Source organism: Burkholderia lata (assembly GCF_000012945.1).
Classification (GTDB): domain Bacteria; phylum Pseudomonadota; class Gammaproteobacteria; order Burkholderiales; family Burkholderiaceae; genus Burkholderia; species Burkholderia lata.
Genome location: NC_007511.1, coordinates 2,046,496 through 2,068,514 on the forward strand (window position 1 = coordinate 2,046,496; position 22,019 = coordinate 2,068,514).

Annotated in this window: 16 protein-coding genes; 8 read left to right on the plus strand and 8 right to left on the minus strand. The window is 66.8% G+C overall.

The window, feature by feature from the left end:
• Positions 1-8: 8 nt before the first annotated feature.
• Complete coding sequence (locus tag BCEP18194_RS31760) at positions 9-1,424, minus strand: undecaprenyl-phosphate glucose phosphotransferase (protein WP_011355403.1); 1,416 nt, start codon at positions 1,422-1,424, stop codon at positions 9-11.
• Between the two features lie 2 nt (positions 1,425-1,426).
• The gene (locus BCEP18194_RS31765; RefSeq protein WP_011355404.1) at positions 1,427-2,209 is read right to left on the minus strand and encodes a Crp/Fnr family transcriptional regulator; all 783 of its coding nucleotides are present in this window, start codon (positions 2,207-2,209) and stop codon (positions 1,427-1,429) included.
• A 922-nt stretch (positions 2,210-3,131) separates the two neighbouring features.
• Between BCEP18194_RS31765 and BCEP18194_RS31770 the strand changes: the two genes are divergently transcribed.
• The 6 genes from BCEP18194_RS31770 to BCEP18194_RS31795 all read left to right on the plus strand — a co-directional run bounded on the left by BCEP18194_RS31770 (position 3,132) and on the right by BCEP18194_RS31795 (position 10,044).
• Positions 3,132-3,914, plus strand: coding sequence for a Crp/Fnr family transcriptional regulator (locus tag BCEP18194_RS31770; protein WP_011355405.1), 783 nt, complete (start codon positions 3,132-3,134; stop codon positions 3,912-3,914).
• A 179-nt stretch (positions 3,915-4,093) separates the two neighbouring features.
• The gene (locus BCEP18194_RS31775) at positions 4,094-4,345 is read left to right on the plus strand and encodes an acyl carrier protein (RefSeq protein WP_011355406.1); all 252 of its coding nucleotides are present in this window, start codon (positions 4,094-4,096) and stop codon (positions 4,343-4,345) included.
• Positions 4,342-5,538 carry an acyl-CoA dehydrogenase family protein gene (locus tag BCEP18194_RS31780; protein WP_011355407.1) on the plus strand — a complete coding sequence of 399 codons (1,197 nt, stop codon included), beginning with the start codon at positions 4,342-4,344 and terminating at the stop codon, positions 5,536-5,538. Before BCEP18194_RS31775 ends, BCEP18194_RS31780 begins: the two co-directional genes overlap by 4 nt.
• On the plus strand, positions 5,535-6,509 hold the full coding sequence (locus BCEP18194_RS31785; protein WP_011355408.1) for an amino acid--[acyl-carrier-protein] ligase: 975 nt from the start codon (positions 5,535-5,537) through the stop codon (positions 6,507-6,509). The genes BCEP18194_RS31780 and BCEP18194_RS31785 overlap by 4 nt, the downstream gene beginning before the upstream one ends.
• Entirely contained in the window at positions 6,506-7,564 is a 1,059-nt protein-coding gene (locus tag BCEP18194_RS31790; RefSeq protein WP_011355409.1) for a DUF1839 family protein, read from the plus strand. Before BCEP18194_RS31785 ends, BCEP18194_RS31790 begins: the two co-directional genes overlap by 4 nt.
• Positions 7,561-10,044 (plus strand): glycoside hydrolase family 2 protein, encoded by a 2,484-nt coding sequence (locus BCEP18194_RS31795; RefSeq protein WP_041493322.1) that lies wholly within the window; start codon positions 7,561-7,563, stop codon positions 10,042-10,044. Before BCEP18194_RS31790 ends, BCEP18194_RS31795 begins: the two co-directional genes overlap by 4 nt.
• A 46-nt stretch (positions 10,045-10,090) precedes the next feature.
• Here the strand turns inward: BCEP18194_RS31795 and BCEP18194_RS31800 are convergent, their stop codons facing one another.
• The gene (locus BCEP18194_RS31800) at positions 10,091-11,482 is read right to left on the minus strand and encodes a sigma-54 dependent transcriptional regulator (RefSeq protein ID WP_011355411.1); all 1,392 of its coding nucleotides are present in this window, start codon (positions 11,480-11,482) and stop codon (positions 10,091-10,093) included.
• A 692-nt stretch (positions 11,483-12,174) separates the two neighbouring features.
• Positions 12,175-13,398 carry a glycosyltransferase gene (locus BCEP18194_RS31805; RefSeq protein ID WP_050781671.1) on the minus strand — a complete coding sequence of 408 codons (1,224 nt, stop codon included), beginning with the start codon at positions 13,396-13,398 and terminating at the stop codon, positions 12,175-12,177.
• 204 nt (positions 13,399-13,602) lie between these two features.
• Between BCEP18194_RS31805 and BCEP18194_RS31810 the strand changes: the two genes are divergently transcribed.
• Together BCEP18194_RS31810 and BCEP18194_RS31815 are read left to right on the plus strand one after the other, a co-directional pair.
• On the plus strand, positions 13,603-14,265 hold the full coding sequence (locus BCEP18194_RS31810; protein ID WP_011355413.1) for a GNAT family N-acetyltransferase: 663 nt from the start codon (positions 13,603-13,605) through the stop codon (positions 14,263-14,265).
• Complete coding sequence (locus BCEP18194_RS31815) at positions 14,262-15,842, plus strand: mannose-1-phosphate guanylyltransferase/mannose-6-phosphate isomerase (RefSeq protein WP_011355414.1); 1,581 nt, start codon at positions 14,262-14,264, stop codon at positions 15,840-15,842. The genes BCEP18194_RS31810 and BCEP18194_RS31815 overlap by 4 nt, the downstream gene beginning before the upstream one ends.
• A gap of 36 nt (positions 15,843-15,878) precedes the next feature.
• Here the strand turns inward: BCEP18194_RS31815 and BCEP18194_RS31820 are convergent, their stop codons facing one another.
• The 4 genes from BCEP18194_RS31820 to BCEP18194_RS31835 form a co-directional block, all read right to left on the minus strand.
• Positions 15,879-17,144, minus strand: coding sequence for a right-handed parallel beta-helix repeat-containing protein (locus tag BCEP18194_RS31820; protein ID WP_041493596.1), 1,266 nt, complete (start codon positions 17,142-17,144; stop codon positions 15,879-15,881).
• A 20-nt stretch (positions 17,145-17,164) separates the two neighbouring features.
• On the minus strand, positions 17,165-18,223 hold the full coding sequence (locus BCEP18194_RS31825; RefSeq protein ID WP_011355416.1) for an acyltransferase family protein: 1,059 nt from the start codon (positions 18,221-18,223) through the stop codon (positions 17,165-17,167).
• Between the two features lie 108 nt (positions 18,224-18,331).
• Entirely contained in the window at positions 18,332-19,684 is a 1,353-nt protein-coding gene (locus tag BCEP18194_RS31830; protein WP_011355417.1) for a hypothetical protein, read from the minus strand.
• A gap of 61 nt (positions 19,685-19,745) precedes the next feature.
• Positions 19,746-22,013 (minus strand): polysaccharide biosynthesis tyrosine autokinase, encoded by a 2,268-nt coding sequence (locus BCEP18194_RS31835; protein WP_011355418.1) that lies wholly within the window; start codon positions 22,011-22,013, stop codon positions 19,746-19,748.
• Positions 22,014-22,019: the final 6 nt, after the last annotated feature.

Genomic DNA, 22,019 nt, shown 5'->3' on the forward strand with positions numbered 1-22,019 from the left:
CGTCATCCTTAGAATGCATTGCGCCCGATGAATCCCCGCACGACCGTCAACAGGATGATTTTTATGTCGAACCAGAAGCTCCAGTTCTGCATGTAGAACAGATCGAACTTCACACGCGCTTCCATCGCCTCGACCTTGCGCGTCTCGCCGCGATAGCCGTTCACCTGTGCCCATCCGGTGATGCCGGGCCGCACGCGGTAGCGGTACATGTAGCAATCGATCAGTTGCCGGTACAAGTCGTCGTGTTCGATCGCATGGGGGCGCGGGCCGACGACCGACATCTGCCCGAACAACACGTTGAAGAACTGCGGCAGTTCGTCGAGCGACGTGCGCCGCAGGAACGCGCCGACGCGCGTGATGCGCGAATCGTTGCGCGACGCCTGCCGCACGACACCTGGTTGGTCGCGATGCACGCGCATCGTCCGGAACTTCAGGATGTCGAACTCCCGGCCGTCGACGCCCTTGCGGCGCTGCCTGAACAGCACGGGCCCGGGCGACGACAGCTTGACCGCGATCGCCAGCATCGACAGCAGCGGCAGCAACGGAATCAGCACGCCGAATGCGAACAGCCGGTCGAACGCGAACTTCGCCCACAGCTCCGGCGCCGAGCGCGGCGTGGTCGCAAGGTTGATGGCCGGCATGCCGAGCACGTCGGTCGCCGAGCGATCGACCACCGCCATCTGCCGCACGTCGGGCAGCAGCCGCAGCTCCACGAACTCGTCGCGCAACTCGCGGACGATGCGCTGGATCCGCCATTCGTGCGACATCGGCAGCGTGAGCCAGACCTCGTCGATCTCGCCGCCGCGAATCAGGTCGCGCAACGCGTCCCAGTCGTCGATCACCGGCACGCCGCCGATCCCGCCGGTGGCGGCCGGTGCGTCGTCATCGAATACGCACGCCGCCACGAAAGGCCCCTGCGGCGCAAGCTGCATCCGCTCGACCGCGACACGCCCGTACGCCGTGGCACCGACCACCGCGACGCGGCGCTGCCGCGCGCGCGGATCGTCACGCGTCAGCGCGAGCGCCAGCAGCGCGGCACGGCCGAGCAGCAACGCGGCGTCGCCGGCCAGCACCGTGCGCACGATCCAGCGTGTCGTGACCGTGCCGCCGCGGTTCATGATCCACATCGCGGCGGCCATCGTCAGCACGCTTGCGCAGACGAGCGCCACCACCGTTTGCGTCAGCACGTGCGTGCCGCCTTGCGGCGCGACGCTGCCACGCACGGTGCGCAGGTAGCGCGGCAGCAAGGCCACGGTCAGCACGCACAGCAGCGCGATCGCGCCGCGCTGCGCGTCGGACAGCTCGCGCCACGCGAGGCCCGACGCCGCCTGCGCCGCGAGCGCGCCTGCCAGCACGAGCACGACGTCGGTAACTGCGATCACAGAACGCCGCAACGCATTCGCTCCACCGGACCTCGACTGCATCGTCACGCACCATGTGCCGGGAACCCGCGATGCGCGTCCGGCATGCGGGTCCGAACCGGCGCCGGCCGCGACGTCCCGCGTGTGCCGAGCAGCCTGCGATAGTCCGCGCGAATCAGGTCGTAGCATTCACACGCGTGATGTTCGAGGCCGTCGCGGTCGAGCACCGTGATGCGGCCGCGGCGTTGCCGGATCAGCCCGGCTTCCTGCAGGTTGCCCGCCGCTTCCGTCACGCCTTCGCGCCGCACGCCGAGCATGTTCGCGATCGTCTGCTGCGTGACGGCCAGTTCGTCGCCGTCGATGCGGTCATGCGCAAGCAGCAGCCAGCGGCTGAGCTGTTCGCTGACCGAGTGATGCCGGTTGCACAGCGCGCTGCGCGAGATCTGCGCCATCGCTGCCTGGCAATAGTTGAGCAGCAGCCGGTAGGTTTCCGGCGAGCGCTCGAATTCGGCGCGTATCACGCAGCTCGGCACGCGATAGGCCATCCCGCCGATGCGGACCTCGACGCGGTGCGACGCCGCGGCGCCACCGACCATCGTCGCCAGCCCGACCACCCCCTCGCGGCCGACCTGCGCCACCTCGACCATCGCACCGTCCTCCATCAGGTGCTGCACCGACATCATCGACGTAGTCGGGAAGTGCACGTGACGCATCGGCTCGCCGACCCGGTCGAGCATCCCGGCCTTGATCCTGACCAGTTCGAGATGCGGTGCAATGTTGCGGATGCTGTCCTCGGGGAGGGCATCGAGGATGGCATTCGCCGAGTAGCTCGAGTGAAGATGAAGCATGTCTGTATCCCTTTTATCGTCCGCGCCGCCTGCAGCTGCGTACACGGAATTCGTTATCGCGATGCGCGCCCGGACGTTGGCTTGGGTTGCGGCCACAACCCTGATTCCGACCGACCATCGGCTTACCGCCGCCGGATCGAGTCGACCGTCCCGTTTCGACACGCCAGCCCGAATAAGCGATTTACGTGCCAATACATGCCCATCCTTAATATATGAATCACGCCGGATTTAGATCACCCGAATAACCCGTTCAAAAGCAAAAAAAGCGTCTCATTTCCGGACACTCTTCCGGGCGATGGACACTGCACACCATTTGACTGATCATTTCGCGTGCAACGAGCCGAAGCAGCCACACCGGTACCGCGAGGCTTGCCGCTCATATACTTACAGTCTATTTTCAATTGTTTCCATGATGTACCGGACAGCACCCCGCCACGACTTCAGGCCTCACACGGCTGTTTGAAACTGTCTCAAATTTGAATCGACACACTAATTTTCAGCTCTGTCACCTACCGCACAATTCAGCTGCAAGTCATTGATCGACATCGATATTTTTGCGAGCACCATTTATTTGTCAAAGAATGTTCAATGCCCACCACGCACTTTTCCCAAGTGATGTGCGCCCTTGCCTGATTGATTCCCGGATGACACGAAATGAATGCAAGAAGTCGCATTCGGCTTCCAGATGATTAATTCCGCCGGAATGAATCATTAAATCCGGATAACGTTTGCACCCGGCCAAAATCGTCAAACTTTGTGAAATGACGCATTGTGCAATTGATCGATTTCAATGGCGTGCTAGCCTTTTTGCCAGTATCGTCACTCCATTTTTGACGAACACAAGTCCGCACGATCGTGCGAATTCCCCATTTTCGGGGTATTGCCACGACGACGCGTGACCGCCACCCTACGAGGATGCGCCGTGACTCACCAGGCCCCTGAAGCCGTTGCGTACGCGAACGGCATGATCGAGCTTTCCCACAGCTTCGATGCGAACCGCTTTCTCGCGGCCATCGACCGCGACGAGCTCGCGACGCTGGTCCCCCACCTTCAACTCGTCCACCTGAAATCCGGGCAAGTGCTCTGCGAGCCCGGTGAAATGCTCGCCGCGGTCTACCTGCCCGTCACGACCGCGATTTCGCTGCAGTACGTGTCGTCCGGCGGCATGACGCTGGAAGTCGCGGAGATCGGCAGCGAGAGCGTGGTGTGCGACGACGTGATCGGCGGCAGCGGCCGGATGCCCTGCCGCGCCGTGGCCTGCCGCGACGGCTTCGTCTACCGGCTCGACCGGCGTGTGTTCGCCGCGGCGTTCGACGCATCGCCGGTGATCCGCCATCTCGTGTTCGTGTGCGTGCGGCTGCTGATGGCGCAGGTCTCGCAGATCACGTTCTGCAGCCGACATCACGTGCTCAAACATCAGTTATGCAGATGGTTCCTGCTCGCGTACGACCGGACCCGCAGCATCGAGATCCAGGTGACGCACAGCATGCTGGCGCAAATGCTCGGCGTGCGGCGCGAAACGGTCACCGATGCCGCTGGCGAAATCCAGAAGCTGGGCCTGATCCGGCAATACCGGAGTTCGATCGAGCTCGCCGACCTCAATGGCCTCGAAAAAATGTCGTGCGGCTGCCGCGCGATCGTGCGCGACGAGATGAAGCGCATCCTGTCGGCCGATTCGGGCGTGCCGGCCGCGTCGCGGGCCTGATCGGCATGCCGCATCGGGCGGCGCTTCCACGCCGCCTGCGTGCCGGGTCAGCCGTTTGTAGGGTGGCGAACAGAACGCCGTGTCTGCCAATGGTCTACTGATGCCGGACTGCCGGGGGGACGTCAGCGCGTATCGCGCGTCTGCCCGAGCGGACGACACCACGCACGCCGGAGCAGCACGTGAAAAACGAAATCAGAACCATCCTGAAGCACGTCGCCCATCTCGAAGCCGCGATCGATTCGATCGGCGACGGGGACGACCTCTACGAAGCGGGCCTTTCGTCACTCGACACGATCCAGCTGATGCTCGCGATCGAGAGGCAATTCAACATCGAGATTCCCGACGAGATGCTGAACCGCAACCTGTTCCGCAGCATCGACGCGCTCGCGGACACCATCACCACGCTGCAACGCACCGAGCATTCGGCATGAGCGCGCTGCTTCCCGAACTCGCGGCCGACAGCGATTCGCGTCGGCTCGACGAGGCCGCGCATGCCGTCGCGCAGATCGCCGCGCAGCACGCGGACGCGGTCGACCGCGACGCGCGCTGCCCCGTCGAGGCGATCGAAGCGATGCGCGCGCGCCGCCTGCTCGGCGCGATGGTGCCGACCCATCTCGGCGGCGCAGGCGCGTCGCTGGAAGACATCGCGTCGGCCTGTTCGATTCTCGGCCAGGCCTGTGCGTCGTCGGCGATGGTGTTCGCGATGCACCAGATCCAGGTTGCCTGCATTGTCGACCACGCCCTCGACCAGGGCTGGCACAAGCTGTTCCTGCAGCAGCTCGTGCGCCACCAGTGGCTGCTCGCATCGGCCACGTCGGAAGACGGCGTAGGCGGCAACCTGCGTGCGAGCCAGTGCGCGCTGGAAATCAACGGCGGCGAGTTCCGGCTGCGCAAGTCCGCGCCGACGATCTCGTATGGCGACTATGCGGACGGCATCCTCGCGACCGCACGACGCGATGCGGACGCGCCCGCTTCCGAGCAGGTACTCGTCACGCTGCTGCGCGACGGCTACACGCTCACGCGCCGCGGCGAATGGGACACGCTCGGGATGCGCGGCACCTGCAGCAACGGTTTCGAGCTCGATGCGCAAGGCGCCGCCGTCCAGTGCCTGCCGGTGCCGTTCGCGAAGATCGCCGAAGAAACGATGGTGCCGGTGTCGCACATCCTGTGGGCCGCGGTATGGATCGGCGTGGCCGGCGACGCATTCCACCGCGCGCATCAATTCTTCCGCGCCCAGGCACGACAGACCGACGGCGCACCGTCGCCCGCGTCGCGGCGCATCGCCGAATCGCTCGCGCTGATGCAGGCGATGCAGGCCCGCGTCGACAACGTGCTGCGCCTTCATGCGAATCCGGCGTCCCGCTCGTGGTCGGCCGGCATGGCCCGGGCCGCCGAGATCAACACGCTGAAGACCTACGTGTCGACGACCGCGCTGGAAGTCGCGCACCAGGCCATGATGATCTGCGGGATGGCCGGCTACAAGCAGGGCACGCCGTTCAGCATCGGCCGCCACATTCGCGACCTGCATGCGGCGCCGCTGATGATCAGCAACGACCGCATTGCCATCAACACCTCGAACCTGCTGCTCGCGCTGCGTCCTGCGACGCTGGAGAAACATACGTGAACGATCGCCTTGCCGTGCCCTCCGCCGCCTCCACTCCCGCCGATGCACCGATCGACCGCGCGGGCGTCAACCCGCTGCGCGACGAACTGATCGACGCGGGCCTGCTGGTCTCCACCGGCATCCAGGGCCTGTTCGGCCGCAGCGAACGGTTCGAGCGCGTCGTGGAAGCGCTCGACGCGTTCGTCACGCGCATCGGCGCCGACCAGCAGGCCGAAGTGCTGCGCTTCCCGCCGGCGATGAGCCGCACCGAATTCGAGCGCAGCGAATACATGAAAAGCTTTCCGCAACTCGCGGGCAGCGTGCATGCGTTCTGCGGCGACGAACACCAGCACCAGCGCGTATTGCAGTGCCTCGATCGCGGCGACGACTGGACGGAAAGCCAGAAGCCGACCTATGTCGTGATGACGCCGGCCGCGTGCTACCCGGTCTACCCTGTCGTCGCACGCGCAGGCGCGCTGCCGGCCGACGGCCGGATCGTCGACGTCTTCTCGTACTGCTTCCGCCACGAACCGTCGCTCGACCCGACCCGCATGCAGCTGTTCCGGATGCGCGAGTACGTGCGGATCGGTACGCCCGAGCAGATCGTGTCGTTCCGCGAGACCTGGATCGAACGCGGCACGCGGATGATCGAGGCGCTGCGCCTGCCCAACGCGATCGACCTCGCGAACGATCCGTTCTTCGGTCGCGGCGGCAAGATCGTCGCGAACAGCCAGCGCGAGCAGAACCTCAAGTTCGAGTTGCTGATCCCGATCGAGCATGACGGTCGCCAGACCGCGTGCCTGAGCTTCAACTACCACATGGACCATTTCGGGCTGCTGTGGGACATCCGCACCGCGACGGGCGACGTCGCACACACGGGTTGCGTCGGCTTCGGCCTCGAGCGGCTCACGCTCGCACTGTTCCGCCATCACGGCTTCGACATCGACGCATGGCCGCAGGAAGTCCGCGACGTGCTGTGGGGCACGCGATGAGATTCGTGTCCCGCGACGGCGAAGACGCGTCGTTCGAGGATGTGCGCCACCGCGCGCGCCACTACCGGCCGCATCCGCTGCATAGCCAGGAGATGGTCTGGAAACAGACCAACTGCTACGTCGACATGTGGCTCGAGGTGCTCCGGTGGTGGGGCTTCAATCCGTACGCGGCGCTGCCGTTTACGATCGCGCTCGATTTCGAGGGCGACCAGTTCACGTTCTTCAAGTTTCCGCACGACGAACTGGAGCGCCTGTACGGGATCGTCGTGCAGGAGCACTCGATCTACGAACCGCTCGACCAGCACGTCGAGACGCAGGTTGCGCGCGGCCACCTGATGATCGTCGAGGTCGACGCGTGGTTCCTGCCCGATACCCGCGGCAGCAGCTACCGCACGCAGCACACGAAGACGACGATCGGCATCGATGCGATCGACCGCGCGAAACGCCAGATCGGCTACTTCCACAACAGCGGCTATTACGTGGCCGAGGATTTCGACTACACCGGGCTCGTCGGCGGCAGTTCGCCGATGACGCTGCCGCCGTACGTCGAATGCGCGAAGCGTCGGTTTGCGCCGCTCGACGAGCGCGAACTGTGCGAAACGTCGCTCACCGCGCTGCAGCGTCACCTGCGGCGCCTGCCGGTCGTCAACCCGATCGCCGCGTTCCGGCGGCAGTTGCAGACCGACGCGCGCACGCTCGCCGATTCGCCGCTCGAGCATTTCCATGCGTACTCGTTCAACTCGGTGCGGCAGCTCGGCGCGAACTTCGAGCTGTTCGGTCATTACGCGCGCTGGCTGCAGGCCAGCGGCTGCGTCGGGCCGTTCGCCGAGATCCGCGCCGCGTGCGACCGCATCGCGTCCGAAGCGATGGTGCTGGAATTCCGGCTCGCGCGCGCCTGCGCGCGCGGCAAGGAGGAGCGCGGCGACTCGACGCTCGAAGCGATCGAAGCCGCCTACTCGGATGTGGTTGCCTGCGCGCGCCAGATCGCGTTGCCGCTGCGGCACATGACGCCCGTGCGCAGCGACACTGCGGCACCCGTGCCGGCCATGCGGTGACGCGCAAGCGTGCCCTGCCCGCGTGGTCGATGCTGGCGACGGCCGCGGGGGCCGCACGGGAACCGCGCGACCTCCCGGTGGCCGGCGGCGGCTGGATCCCGGCGACCGTGCCCGGCACGGTCGCACAGGCGCTCGCGCTTGCGGGGCGGCTCGACGAAGCCCCGTCGCTCGACGAGCGCGACCACTGGTACCGGATCGAACTGCGCGGACACGGGCCGCGCGTGCTGCGCTTTCACGGCCTCGCGACGCTCGCGCAAGCGTGGCTCGACGACACGCCGATCCTCCACTCGGACAGCATGTTCGTCGCACACGACGTATCCGTGTCGCTCGACGGTACGCACCGGCTGACCCTCTGTTTCCGGGCGCTCGCCCCGCACCTGCGCGACACGCGCGCGCCGCGCCGGGCACGCTGGCGCACGCGGCTCGCGGAGCCGGCGGCACTGCGCACGATCCGAACGTCGCTGTTCGGACACATGCCGGGCTGGTTTCCGCCGCATGTGCCGACCGGCCCGTGGCGGCCCGTGGACGTGCTCGATCCGGCCGACGGGCCCGTTCTCGTCGATTGCGACCTGCACGCACGCATCGAAGGCGACACGGGCTGGCTCGACGCGGAACTGACGTTCGCCGCGCCGCTGCCCGACGCGCTCGCGGCGCGGCTGTCGTGCGGCAAGCACCACGCGACGCTCGAACGGGCCGGCGCCGACCGCCTGCGCGCCAGCGTCGCGGTGCCCAATGTGTGCCGCTGGTGGCCGCATACGCACGGCGAGCCCGTGCTGTATGACGTTGCACTGCATCTCGGCGACGCGTTGCGACCGCTCGGCGCAACGGGTTTCCGCACGATCGAAGTCGACGCCGGCGCCGACGGCAAGGGCTTCGGGCTGCGCATCAACGGCGTGCCCGTGTTCGCGCGCGGTGCATGCTGGAGCAGCGCCGCGCCGCTCGCGCTGCACGCGGACGACGCCACCTACGCCCGCCTGCTCGGGCTCGCGCGTGACGCCGGCTTCAACATGATCCGCGTCGGCGGCACGATGACCTACGAGGCCGATGCCTTTCACGCCTGGTGCGACCGGCTCGGGCTGCTGGTCTGGCAGGATTTCATGTTCGCGAACTTCGACTATGCGCTCGACGATCCCGCATTCGCGGACAACGTCGACCGCGAAGCCCGGCAGTTTCTCTCACGTCACAGCGCGTCGCCGTCGCTCGCCGTACTGTGCGGCGGCAGCGAGATCGCGCAACAGGCCGCGATGTCCGGGCTCGGGCCGAAGCAGCGCTTCCTCGAGCTGACCGCGGACCGGCTGGCCGGCCATGCAGCCGCATGCCGGCCCGACGTCCCGTACGTGCCCGATTCGCCCGACGGCGGCGTGCTGCCGTTCGCCCCGCGCGAACGCGTGTCGCACTACTACGGCGTCGGTGCATACCTGCGCCCGCTCGACGACGCCCGCCGCGCGGACGTGCGCTTCGCGAGCGAATGCCTCGCTTTCTCGAACGTGCCGTGCGATGCGACGCTTGCCGAGCTCGGCTGGCCGGGCGTACACGAGCCGCGCTGGAAGGCAGCCGTGCCGCGCGACCCCGGCACGTCGTGGGATTTCGAGGACATTCGCGACCACTACCTGCAGACGCTCTACGACGTCGTGCCCGACCGGTTGCGGCGCGAGGATCCGTCGCGCTACTTCGAGTTGTCGCGCTCGGTGATCGCGGACCTGATGCGCGAAACGTTTTCCGAATGGCGGCGCACCGGCTCGCGCTGCGCCGGCGCGCTCGTCTGGCAGTTCCAGGATGTGATGCCGGGCGCCGGCTGGGGGATGATCGACGCCGCGCATCGGCCGAAATCGGCGTGGCATGCGCTGCGCCAGGTCCTGCAGCCCGTGCAGGTGCTGCTGGTGGACGAAGGCTTGAACGGGCTCGACGTGCATGTCGTCAACGAGCGCCCGGCGCCGCTATCGGCCGCGCTCGAGCTGGTCGCGCTGCGCGACGGCCGCACGCCGGTCGCGCGGGCCGGCTGCCCGGTGCGGATCGCGGCGCACGACACGGTGCGAATCGGCTCGGCCGAGCTGCTCGGCCGGTTCTTCGACTGGACCTATGCATACCGCTTCGGGCCCTGCGAACACGACACCGTCGTCGCGACCCTGCGCGCCGACGATGGCACGCTGCTGTCGCAGGCATTCCATTTCCCGTCCCGCACGCATCCGGCCGTGCTGGCACGTCGTGAACTCGGGCTGGAAGCGTGCGTGACGCGCACCGGTGACACGTGGCATGTCGACATCGATACACGGCACGTCGCACGCCATGTGCAGATCGATGCACCGGGCTTCATGCCGCGGGACGACTGGTTCCATCTCGCGCCCGGCACGCCGGCGCGCGTCGCGCTCGTTCCGCTTGAAATGATCGGGAAGCATGCGGCCGCGACCGATGGGCCGCCGGCCGTGGAAATCCGGGCCGTGAACGCCGCGCGCACGGTGCGCGCCACGCAGGCCGGTTGACGCAACGCTCGCGGCGGCCGACAGCCGCGAGCGCCGCTGTCGAATCTCAGTCGGACGAGCCGGTGCCGCGCGGCCGCTCGATCCCGTATGCCTCCATCCAGCGATACAGCGTCGCGCGCGACACGCCGAGCTCGCGCGCCGATGCCGCGACGCGCCCGCGCGTGCGCAACAGTGCGGTTTCGATTGCCTCGCGCTCGATCGACTTGCGGATGTCGGCCACCGACGGTGACGCGGCATCGAGACAGTATTCGAGCTCGAGATCCTGCGCGGTAATCAGGCGCCCTTCCGTCATCACGACCGCGCGGCGCACGCGGTTGATCAGCTCGCGAACATTGCCCGGCCAGTCGTGCTTGTAGAGTGCGGTGATCGCATCCGTCGAGAACCCGCGCACGCGATGGCGCGCGTCGCCGCGGAAGCGTTCGAGCATGTGATGCGCCAGCAGCTCGATGTCCTTGCCGCGCGCGCGCAGCGCCGGCTGGTCGATGCGCATCACGCACAGGCGATGGAACAGGTCCGGCCGAAAGCGCCCTTCCTCCATCGCTTCGCGCAGGTCGACGTGCGTCGCCGACACGATCCGGACATCGACCGGCACCGGATCGCTGCCGCCCAGGCGATGAATTGCCCGCTCTTGCAGAAAACGCAGCAGGCTCGCCTGGCTCTCGTGCGGCAGGTCGCCGATCTCGTCGAGCAGCAGCGTGCCGCCGCTCGCCGCTTCGACATAGCCGATCTTGCGTGCGTTCGCGCCGGTAAACGCGCCGCGCTCATAGCCGAACAGTTCGGATTGCAGCAGATGGGGCGGAATGGCACCGCAGTTGACCGCGACGAACGGGCCGTTGCGGCGTTCTGAATGGCGATGGATCGCGACCGCCGTCAACTCCTTGCCGGTGCCCGTTTCGCCGAACACGAACACCGGCGCGTCGGTGCGCGCGAAGCGCCGCACCGTATCGAACAGCCGCAGCATCGCACTGCAGGTGCCGACGATGCCTTTCTCCTCCGACTCGAGCCGTTCGCGGTCGCGCGCGAACAGGCATTCCATGCCGTACGCGTGGCCGACCGTATCGGCGATCCGCTGATGTGACGCGGGCAACGTGACGTAATCGAAGCAATAATCGCGCAATAGCGCGCGCACGTTCGGCGAAGCGGTCTGGCCGACGTCGATGAGCGCGACCCAGACGACATCGCGCATCGACGCGCAGGTCGACGCGATGCTGCCGATCGCGTCGGCATGGCCGCCACTCAGGTCAAGGATGCCGCAGGTGATTTCGCCGGACGTTTCGCGCAGCTCGCTGGCCTGCGCGACGATCGACACTTTCCAGTCGCGTCGCGCCAGTTCCTTTCGGAGCATGACGGACGGAGACTGCGTCCAGTAAATCAACGGACGCTGCCCGTTACCACTCCCCGCGTCGGCGATCTTATCGCGCGTTATTGGCATATTCATAACGAACCATCACTTTCTCCACTCCGCGAACCGTTCGCGTGCGCTGCGGTCGGCGGCGCGTGGCCACCTTTCCGCGCTGCGTTTCCGCAGCTTTGGCGAAGATCGAAACTGCACACGGCGAGAGCCCCCGGAGGTCGAGCCGGATGTCATCCGGCCTCGTTGTCATCGAACTCGAAGGGAACGCGCGGCTGCGGGAGCCACGACATTCCCGCTTTGACGCGATCCAGCCGCCCAGGCGGAGCGCGTCGGCAAACGGAGCATCCGTCCGCATGTGCGCCGCGTCGTACACGACAGTCGCGCCCGATGCAGAACCGAATGGCGGCCACCCTCCAAGCTGAATGACCGTCGCACTTCATCCGTTCGTGAATTTACACCCCGTTTCGAGATGGTCTTGTTACCAAAAGATAATCCTGAATCATCCGGTTACGCAGCCGGTCGCCCCGCGCGACATACCTTTGGCTACTGAGATTTGATTCTCTCTCAGCATTCACGTCAATCAGTGGCAAATACTACATTTCCGCCAGATAGGTAACCTCGATTGCGCGTGATTTTCACCGAAATCCTTTAAAAAGACCGGCACCGCACGCCACACGCCACATAATCGCGCGCGCCGCCGGCCGGCAGAGCCGTCCCGCCACGGCGCACGGGCCGCGCCGCCGTTACACTCCGTAATCAACCCGCACGATCGCCGCTCAGGTTCGCAGCGCCGTCTCGCCATCCCGGACCGGCCGATCGCGCATGCCGGCCTCGGTCGAAGCCTCGTCGTGCGGCGTGAAACCGGCGGAACCGGCCATCTCCTCCTGCAACGCAGCATAGCCACTCATCACGAAGCGCGTGAACTCGTCCCGAAAGCGCGCCGAGCTGAAGTACTCGGCATTCGCGCGGCACGCATGCGGATCGATCGCCCCGCGCGGCAGCGCTTCGAATCTGGCAAGCGCATCGACCAGTGCGTCGACCGTCTGCGCGCGGTAGAACAGGCCCGTTGCGCCGGCGACCGGCCACGGGCGCACCGACTCGCGCACGCCGCCCTTCCCGTACGCGATCACGGGCGTGCCGCATGCCTGCGCCTCGACTGGCGAAATGCCGAAGTCCTCTTCCGCAGCGAACACGAATGCGCGCGCACGCTGCAAGTGGTCGTGCAGCACGTCGAACGGCTGGTACCCGAGCAGCGTGACGTTCGGCCCGGCCAGCGCGCGGATCTTCGCCATCTCCGGCCCGTCGCCGATCACGACGAGGCGGCGCTCCGGCGTACGCGAGAACGCGTCGACGATCAGGTCGATCCGCTTGTACGGCACGAGCCGCGACGCGGTGAGGTAGAACGCCTCCTTGTCCGCACGTAGCGACAGGTGGTCGACGTCGACCGGCGGATAGATCACCGTCGCATCGCGCCGGTAAGTCTTGCGGATGCGGCGGGCGATGAAGTTCGAATTGGCGGCCACGCGATCGACGCCGTTCGCCGAACGCGCATCCCAGTTGCGGATGTAGTGCAGCAGCGCGCGCGCGATTGCCGATTTCAGCCCGCGTGCGAGCCCGGCCTCGTTCAGGTACTGGTGTTGCAGGTCCCACGCATAGCGCACTGGTGAATGCACGTAGCTGGCGTGGAACTGGTCCGGGCCGCTGAGCACGCCCTTCGCAACCGCATACGAGCTCGACAGCACGACATCGTACGCCGACAGGTCGAACTGTTCGATGGCCAGCGGAAACAACGGCAGGTAGCTGCGGTAGCGCGTGCGCGCGAACGGCAGCTTCTGGATGAAGGACGTGTGCACCGCGCGGCCGCGCAGGCAGTCCCGTTCCTCGAGGAAATCGACGAGGCTGTAGACATCGGCCTGCGGAAAGCAGTCGATCATGTGCGCCAGCACGCGTTCGGCGCCGCCAGGCACGACCAGCCAGTCGTGAACGATCGCAATCTTCAAGTACCGCTCCCGATTCTCCATTGACATTCGATAACGGCGCGCCACGCAATGCGGCCGCCATGCCGTGGCAATTATCGGAAAGCACCGGCACCGCCGATGTGTGCTAGCGGACACTACGACGCTGTTGGCGGACAACGCCACGCTCGCGCGAACCCCGAGCGTGGGTAAGCTTTCGAACAGACCGGCGCGCTCAGCATCCGCATCATGATCATGGCCGCTTCGCACTGGACGAACGTATTCGTGCGGCACGGCGTGCTGAAGGTTTCACGCGAGGACCGCATCATGGAATGGCATTGTTGTGAATTCGAACATCTGAGCGCCGTCGATCTCTACGCAATCCTGCGCGCACGCAACGCCGTGCTGGTCGTCGAGGATGCGCATACCCATCTCGACATCGACGGCAAGGACGCGGGCGCATTGCACGTCTACGCAACCGTGCGCAACGGCGACGCGGCGGAAGTCGCGGCTTACGCACGGCTCCTGCCCGGCGACGACATCGATCCGGACGTCGTGATCGACAAGGTACTGACGAGCGAAGCATGCCGCGACGGCGATACGCTCGAACACCTGCTCGAACGTGCACTGACCGCCGCGCTGGCCGCATGGCCGGACGCCGCGCTGCGCATGCACGTTCCCGCCCCGCGCCAGGCGTTCTACAAACGTTTCGGATTCCGCAAGGCATACGGACCGTATCTCGAACAGGGCGCGCCGTTCGTCGGCATGATCCGGCCTGCCGACCGCGCCGCCGGCGCGCTGCGCCAACTGCTGTCCCGGACCGTTTCGGCGACCCTGCCCAGAAATGAAGATGCGCGTGCCGACGCACGCGTACACAACCGGCTGCCCGCCGATACCGGAGCCAACCGATGACCCGCACCCTGCACCCGGTTCCCGCCCCCGACCTTCCACGCATCCTGCCGGTCATCCTCGCCGGCGGGTCCGGCACGCGCCTCTGGCCGCTGTCGCGCGAACAGTATCCGAAGCAGCTGATCGAGCTGACCTCGAACGAATCGCCGTTGTCCGCGACGGCGCGTCGCCTGAACGGCATCGCGAACGCGGTGCTGGGCGACAAGCTGCTGCTGGTGTGCGGCGAACAGCATCGCATCATGAGCGCCGCGCAAGTGGTCGACCGTGCGGCACCCGCCCGCATCCTGCTCGAACCCGCGGCGCGCAACACGGCACCGGCACTCACGCTTGCCGCGCTCGACGCCAGCGAGCTCGAGGACGACCCGGTGCTCGCGGTCATGCCGGCCGATCACGTGATCGCCGACGTCGGCGCGTTCCAGGACACGATTGCACGCGCGGCGCGTTATGCGCAGGAAGGCGCGATCGTTACGCTCGGTGTGCTGCCGCGCCGCGCGGAAACGGGCTACGGCTATATCCGGGTCGGCGAGCCGCGGACGAGCCGCCACGGCGGACAAGGCGGGTATTCGATCGGACGCTTCGTCGAGAAACCCGACGCGGCGCTCGCCGAGCGCTACCTGCAGTCGGGCGACTACTGGTGGAACAGCGGCATTTTCGTCACGCGCGCATCGGTCTGGCTCAAGGCGATTCGCGCACTGGCGCCCGAGATCCATGCGGCCTGCGAGTCGGCGTGGCGCGCGGGCGTCGCCGACGATCCGTTCTTCCGGATCGACGCCGCGGCGTTCGACGCCTGCCCGTCCGACTCGATCGACTATGCCGTGATGGAGCGCCTGGCCGACAGCAGCGAACTCGGCATCGAAGGCATCGTGGTGCCGCTCTCGGCCGGCTGGTCGGACGTCGGCACGTGGGATGCGATCTGGGAAATCATGCCGAAGGACGATCACGGCAACGTCGCCCGCGGCCCGATCGTGTTCGAGGACACGCAGGACAGCCTCGTGCGTTCGGAAGGCCGTCTCATCGCGTGCGTCGGCATGAAGGATGTCGTCGTGATCGAAACGCCCGACGCGGTGCTCGTCGCGAACAAGCATGACGTGCAGCGCGTGAAGAACATCGTCGAGCGCCTGAAGAGCGACCGGCGCCCGCAGGCGAGCGAACACCGCAAGGTGCAGCGTCCGTGGGGGCATTACGATTCGATCGATCTCGGTGAGCGATTTCAGGTGAAGCGGATCGTCGTCGAGCCAGGCAAGCGGCTGTCGCTGCAGATGCACTATCACCGCGCCGAGCACTGGATCGTCGTGCGCGGCACCGCGAAGGTGACGCGCGGCAACGAGACCTTTCTGCTCAGCGAGAACGAGTCGACGTATATCGCCGTCGGCGAAGTCCATCGCCTCGAGAATCCGGGCCGCATTCCGCTCGAAATCATCGAAGTGCAATCGGGCAACTATCTCGGCGAAGACGATATCGTGCGCTTCGACGACCAGTACGGGCGCCCGGTCGTCGACCCGCTGCCGGAACAGCACGCGGTGCCGCTCGCGGCACCGGAACCCCACGTGCAAGTGGTAGAGGGAGACGTCGTACGGTAATCGCGTGCTGCGCACGCCGGCGCGTGCATCGATTCGTCAATCGATGCCGCGCTGCGGCGGGCGCGCCTGCCTGAGCGCTTCGCGCACATGCGGCAACGCCGACGTGTCGGCGCCGACCGCGTCGATCGACATCGGCTGCATGACCATCGCCCCACACTGCGCGGCCTTCGCGCCACCCGGGGTACAGCCTTCGCCCCCACCCACCTGCACCGGCATCCCGCCGATCGCGGACAAGCGGTTATCCGCGATCCGGTACTGCGACACGTTTCCCCACACGCGAATGCCGGCGAACCGCGCGCGCGACACGCGGTTGCCGATCACGACCACGCGCGTCACCGAACCCGACCACGTACTGACGTCGATCGCGGCCTGCTGGGTCAGCGGGCGCGGATCGGTCCGGCCGGCCGCGGTCTGGATATCGGAAATCTCGTTGTTCTCGACCAGCACGCCGGACGCGCCGTAGGTCCGTGAACTGTCCTCCTGCGCGACGAGAATGCCCGCACTCACCTGCACGTTGCGCACGACATTGTTCGCGATCGTCACGTCTGCACCGCCGACCACCGTGATGCCACGCCCCCACGCGTTGCCTTCGAGCGAGTTGTCGGCGATCAGCACGTTGCGGCTGAGCACGCCGTCGCCCTGATAGCTCACCACGGCAATCATGTCGTCGCCGGTGCCGCGCACGACGTTGCCCCGCACGAGCACGTTGCGCGCCCCGTGCGTGATGTGGATGCCGTCCGCCAGCGTCGCCAGCACCTCGTTGCCGACGATCGCGACATCCGTTCCGCCAAACACGAAAATGCCGCCGCCACCGCCGTCGATCACATTGTCGAGCACCTGCACGTCGTGCCCCGTCACTTCGATCTTGGTCGACATGGGCGTGCCCATCCGCGTCGAGCCCGTTCCCGCCAGCCTGAATCCGGCGATCGTCGTGCCCGTGCCGCGCATTTCGATGGTCTGGTCGTCCGGCACGGTCGCACTCAGCGTCGCGCCGTAGCCCGACAGCACGACCTGCGCTTGCCGAACGACGAGCGAACGGCCGACGATGTAGCGCCCCGGCGCGAACACGAGTCGCTGGCCCGGCTGCAGCGCATCCAGCGCGCGTTGCAGTGCATCGGCCTGATCGGCGCCGTCGGACGCCGGGGTGACATGGGCATCCGGCGCTGTCGCACGAATCGTCGCCTGCGCCGCCTGAGACGCGTGGGCCACCTTCTCGGCGGGTGCCGCGACGGCGGGACCGGCGCTGATCCACACGCCGAGCATCGCGCAGCAAAGACGGGAAAGGCGTCGGCGTCCAGTCATGCGGGCTACGTCCACGCGTGTCATGCCGGTTGCGGCCGCACGACCGCTCGGCGCCCCGGCCATGCCGGGAATCCGGCGACGCGCGCAGTGCCGGTGCGCAGCGCAATCAGGTACGCCGCCATCGGCACCACCACGCCGGCAAGCGTGCCGATCACGAGGTGTGTCGCGAGACTGCCGACGCCGGCGCGCATCAACACGATGCGCACGCCGGCCATCACCAGGATGTGCATCAGGTAGATCGGCATCGACGCATATCCGATCGCCGCGAGCCAGCCGGCACGCGCGGGCGACGATGCATGGCGATATGCCAACTGCAGCATCAGCGCGATGCCGGCGAACGCGGCGGGAACGGCCCAGGCGCTCGTTGCGCTCCCGAAGCCGTGCGCGAATGCGACCGCCACGATGAAGCCTGTCGCCGTCAGCGCGCACGCCGCAAGATGACTGTTGCGTTCGAGCCAGCCCGGCAACGCACGCGATGCAACGACGCCCGCCACGAAGAACGGCCAGTTCATCAGCGTGGTCGACACGATGCCCCACTGCGTCGCCGCACCGATCGCGAGTCCGAGCATCGCGCTTGCCACGAGCGCGTCGCGGACGCGCGGCGGCATCGGCGTCTGCGGGAATGCAGGCACCCATCGGGCAAGCAGCCATGCACCGATCATGCAAAGCATCAGCGCGTACAGGAACCAGAACTGCGCGAACGGCCGCCAGCCGATCGCCAGCAGGTCGCCAACCGTGAAGGGATGATTGGTACCGTGCGATGCCATCGCAATCTGCGCGCCGCCTTGCAGGATCGACCACAGCAGGTACGGATAGACGATCGTGCGTACTTTCGCCCCCATGAACCGCTGCGGTGCGCCACGCAACGAGCTGCACACGTGCAGCCCGGACAGGAAGAAGAACAGCGGCATGTGAAACGTGTAGATCACGTAGTCGACCCAGGCCAACACGGTCTCGGGCACGCCGGCCGGCACGAGGCCCGACGAGACGGCGCCGCGCAATACGTGCCCGTAGACGACAAGAATGATCCCCGCGCCGCGGGCGACGTCGAGACTGGTTTCGCGTGCAGTCGTAGTCATGTGGAGGTCGATGCGGCTTCCCCGTCAGGGTCCGCGTGCATGGCGAGTGGTCGTGAGAAGCTCCACTTTATGCATGCCGGCCCCGGACGACTGTGGGCTGGACGACAGTTAGCCGATGTCGGGCGCACGCCGGATCGCGACACCGCGCGCGGCGGCGGTCGACACCCGTCCCGGTCGTTTCACGAACCATCTGAACACGACGATCAGCAGCACGACCGGCACGAAGTCCCGCCCGCTGAACAGGTTCGGAATTCGCAGGATTTCCATCAACGACACATAGAGCACCGCGTGCGCACAGCACCAGAAGCCGCTTCCTCTTCGCCACCCTGCATAGCCACGCCCGAACACCCAGCCGGCAAACGCCGCGTTCAGCAAACCGAACCAGCCCCATTCGTAGAAGTGGACGAAGATGCCCGACGGGTTGTTGAACTCGGGATCGGCATAGCTTTTCAGGAACAGGTCGACACTGTCGCCCGAGTCGAGCCACGGCTGGAGCGTCGCGCCGATCACCGGGAAATGCAGCAGCCAGTCGAACGTGAACATCGGATGCCCGTTGCCCCAGCCGAGCACGTTGAGGATCCCGGCGCCATTGTTCAGCGACGTCGAGTAATACAGGCCCAGGCGTTCGAGCGCGAAATCGAAGATGTTGTCGTAGATGTTGATGTAGTAGGTTTCCCACGACCGGCTGTATTCGTTCACGATGAACAGGCCGAGCAGCAGCGGGATCGCCGCGTACGGCCCGAGCGCCAGCAACCGCAGCCGCTTGCGGCCGAGCCGGAACCGCACCACCATCAAGGCGAACGGCAATGCGATCTCGATGACCGCAAGCCGCTCCGCGAAGATGAAGCTGCGCAACAACGTCAGCACGGCCAGTACGACCAGGTATGCCTTGTAGCGATTGAAACCCTTGACCGGCGTCCTGAACACGTAGAAATACAGCGCGACGAACGGCGCCGTCGCCTGCGTGAACGTACTCAGGCCCGTGACGCGCCCTTTCAGTTCGATCAGCTCGAACGTGTTCGCCGTGCCGGTCAGGAACTGCAGCAGGACGGCCGGATGCGCGAGCACGCCGCTCATCATCACGAGATAGCCGAACAGCGCGAGTGCGAACACGAAATCGAGCACGCGCGGCGACAGTTCGGCCGGCCCGTCGTCCGGCACCCGCCGACCCTGCGCATCGGTGGTCGCAAACCACGCGGCGGCCGTCAACACCAGCAGGAACAGGCCCCCCGCGAACGCCGAATATCCGTCGAAATAGATGCGCGCAATCGACTTCTGGTCGCCGAGCAGGCTCATGGACAGCAGCCCGTACAACGGCAGGATGAAGAGCAACACGAGCCGTGCCGGATCTTCCCACCAGTAACCCGCGTAACCGTCGACGCGGCCCGCGCGAACCGTCCGGCGACGCATCGCCGGCTGCCGCGGCCGCTTGCGCGAGCGGGCCGCCACTCGATTGTTCATGATGTCCGTTCCATTGCTTCGCCGGTGCGCACCTTGTCGTGCGGCACCACGCGCTCACCGCTCAGCCGGCCGGGCCGCGCGCACCCATCACGCCTGCGTAGCCGGATGCCGCCTGATGGGTGTTCGCCTCCGTGTAACCGTAGTCGTAGCGTCCCAGCGGGCCCTTGAAGTCGTTCAGGATCACGCCGCGTACGTCGATGTGCGCGTGCTCGAGCCGGCGCGCGCTTTCGTCGAGTTCCGTCAGCGTCGTCACACCGCTGCGCGCGACGAGGAACACGGTTCCGGCCAGGCGCCCGAGCACCAGCGCGTCGGCCACCGGCAGCAACGGCGGACTGTCGATCACGACCATGTCGTAGCGCGCCGCGACGCGCTCGATCAGTTCGGCGAACGCAGGCTGCAGCAGCAATTCGCCCGGATCGGGCACGACGTTGCCCATCGGCATGAAATCGAGGCCGGGCATCACATCGCGCTTGATCGCCTGGTCGAACCCGTGCGAGCCGCCCACGACGTCCGACAGGCCCGGCGCGCGGGTGAAGCGAAACCGCTCGTGCAGCGCGCCCTTGCGCAGGTCCGCGTCGATCAGCAGCACGCGCCGTTTCGCGGCGCCCACCAGCGACGCGAGATTCGCCGCGACGAACGACTTGCCGACGCCCGTCGTCGGCCCCGAGATCAGCACGACACGATTCGGCGCGTCGGGCATCGCCAGTTGCAGCGCCGTGCGGAAATTGCGCAGGCTTTCGAGCGCCGCGCCCTCCGGTGCCACCGGCAGCGCCGGCTTGCGTCCGGCGCGGCGCCGCGCGGCCTCCGACGGCAACACGCCCTGTTCAGACGGCGGGCTGTGCGGCACCGCCGCGAACACCGGCAATCCCGTCGACCATTCGATTTCCTCGGCGTCACCGACCGTGCCGGCAAGCCGCTGCCGCACGATCACGACCGCGGCGCCCGCCAGCAGGCCAAGGAGCAGCGACGCGATCACGGCCATCCCGCGATGCGGCCCGGTGGGCGTCTCCGCGATCTTCGCCGCGTCGACGATCCGCACGGTACCGGTCTTGCTGGCCCGCGCGAGGATCATCTGTTGACGCGTGTTGAGCAGGTTCGTGTAGAGCGCGGTATCGACGGCCACGTCGCGCTGCAGTTGCAGCACGCCCTGCTCGACGGTCGGCAGCTGCTGGATCTGCTTGCGCACGGTGTCGAGCGAATGCTGCGCATCGGCGAGCTGCGCGTCGACCGCCACGACGGCCGGATGCTTGGGCATGAACCGCGTCAGCAGTTCCTCGCGGCGCTGCTGCAGCGTCTGCACGCGCGTCTCGATGTCGACCGACTGCTGACGCAGCGCGAGCCCTTCGTCGCTCGTATTAACCGTGCCGTGCGATGCGCGGAACGCATTGAAGCGGCTCTCGGCCTTTTCGAGCTGCGCCTTCAGTTGCGGCAGCTGCGCATCCATGAAGCGGATCAGCTTGTCGGCCGCTTCAGACTTGCGCTGCGTGTTCTGCGCCAGATACGCGTCGCCAACCGCGTTCAGCACGCGGCTGTCGTGCACGGGATCGGGGCCGTCGAGCGTCACGCCGATCATGTTCGACTGCTTGCCGCGTTCCGAGATCAGCGCGTTCTTCTGCAGCCACGCGGTCGCCTCTTCCTCGCCGTAGCGCGTCAGGTCGAAGCGCGCGCCGGGCTCGCCAGCCACGTCGCGCACGAATACGTCGAGCGGCCCCTGCGGCGTCTCGACATGCAGCGGCTGGCCGACCCTGCCTTGCCAGACGGGCCCGGTCCTGCCAAGCAACCCCGTGCGCTGCAGCGTATAGGTGCCGCCATTGCCCACGACGAGCGCGAAATGCTTGCCGACGAAACGCTTCGGCACGTCGAAGGTCGGGACGTCGATGCGCTCCGTGCCGTACACGTAACCGCCCGGCAGCGGCGACGACAATCCGTCGGCCGCGTTCACGAACCGCCAGCCGATGACCGGCAGGTAATGCGGCCGCGCATCGATGGCCAGGTTGGTATCGTCGACCGCACGCGCCATCACCGCGCGCGATTTCAGCACCTCGATCTCGGTCGACGCATCCGTCTTCAGGTCGAACACCGACGACGGATCGCCAGGCGGCGAGTTCGTTTTCGACTCGGTCGGGCTCTGCTCGACCTGGAACAGGATGTCGGTCCGGTAGACCGGGCGCGCGCAGAGCGCGTAGAGGGCCCCCGCCAGCGCGCCGGCGAGCGCCGTGCACAGGATCAGCCGCCGGCCGCCGTGGAGCATGGTCCAGTAGCGGCGGTACGGATAGGACGGCCGCAGCGCGGGCCCGTCGTGCGGGTCAGGGAGAGTCTGGGCGTTCATACAGGA

Excerpts from the sequence above, each read along its gene's own strand:
- BCEP18194_RS31760 (WP_011355403.1), bottom strand. The coding sequence starts at position 1,424 with ATGCAGTCGAGGTCCGGTGGAGCGAATGCGTTGCGGCGTTCTGTGATC.
- BCEP18194_RS31765 (WP_011355404.1), bottom strand. The coding sequence starts at position 2,209 with ATGCTTCATCTTCACTCGAGCTACTCGGCGAATGCCATCCTCGATGCC.
- BCEP18194_RS31780 (WP_011355407.1), top strand. The coding sequence starts at position 4,342 with ATGAGCGCGCTGCTTCCCGAACTCGCGGCCGACAGCGATTCGCGTCGG.
- BCEP18194_RS31790 (WP_011355409.1), top strand. The coding sequence starts at position 6,506 with ATGAGATTCGTGTCCCGCGACGGCGAAGACGCGTCGTTCGAGGATGTG.
- BCEP18194_RS31800 (WP_011355411.1), bottom strand. The coding sequence starts at position 11,482 with ATGAATATGCCAATAACGCGCGATAAGATCGCCGACGCGGGGAGTGGT.
- BCEP18194_RS31810 (WP_011355413.1), top strand. The coding sequence starts at position 13,603 with ATGATCATGGCCGCTTCGCACTGGACGAACGTATTCGTGCGGCACGGC.
- BCEP18194_RS31815 (WP_011355414.1), top strand. The coding sequence starts at position 14,262 with ATGACCCGCACCCTGCACCCGGTTCCCGCCCCCGACCTTCCACGCATC.
- BCEP18194_RS31820 (WP_041493596.1), bottom strand. The coding sequence starts at position 17,144 with ATGACTGGACGCCGACGCCTTTCCCGTCTTTGCTGCGCGATGCTCGGC.
- BCEP18194_RS31825 (WP_011355416.1), bottom strand. The coding sequence starts at position 18,223 with ATGACTACGACTGCACGCGAAACCAGTCTCGACGTCGCCCGCGGCGCG.
- BCEP18194_RS31830 (WP_011355417.1), bottom strand. The coding sequence starts at position 19,684 with ATGAACAATCGAGTGGCGGCCCGCTCGCGCAAGCGGCCGCGGCAGCCG.
- BCEP18194_RS31835 (WP_011355418.1), bottom strand. The coding sequence starts at position 22,013 with ATGAACGCCCAGACTCTCCCTGACCCGCACGACGGGCCCGCGCTGCGG.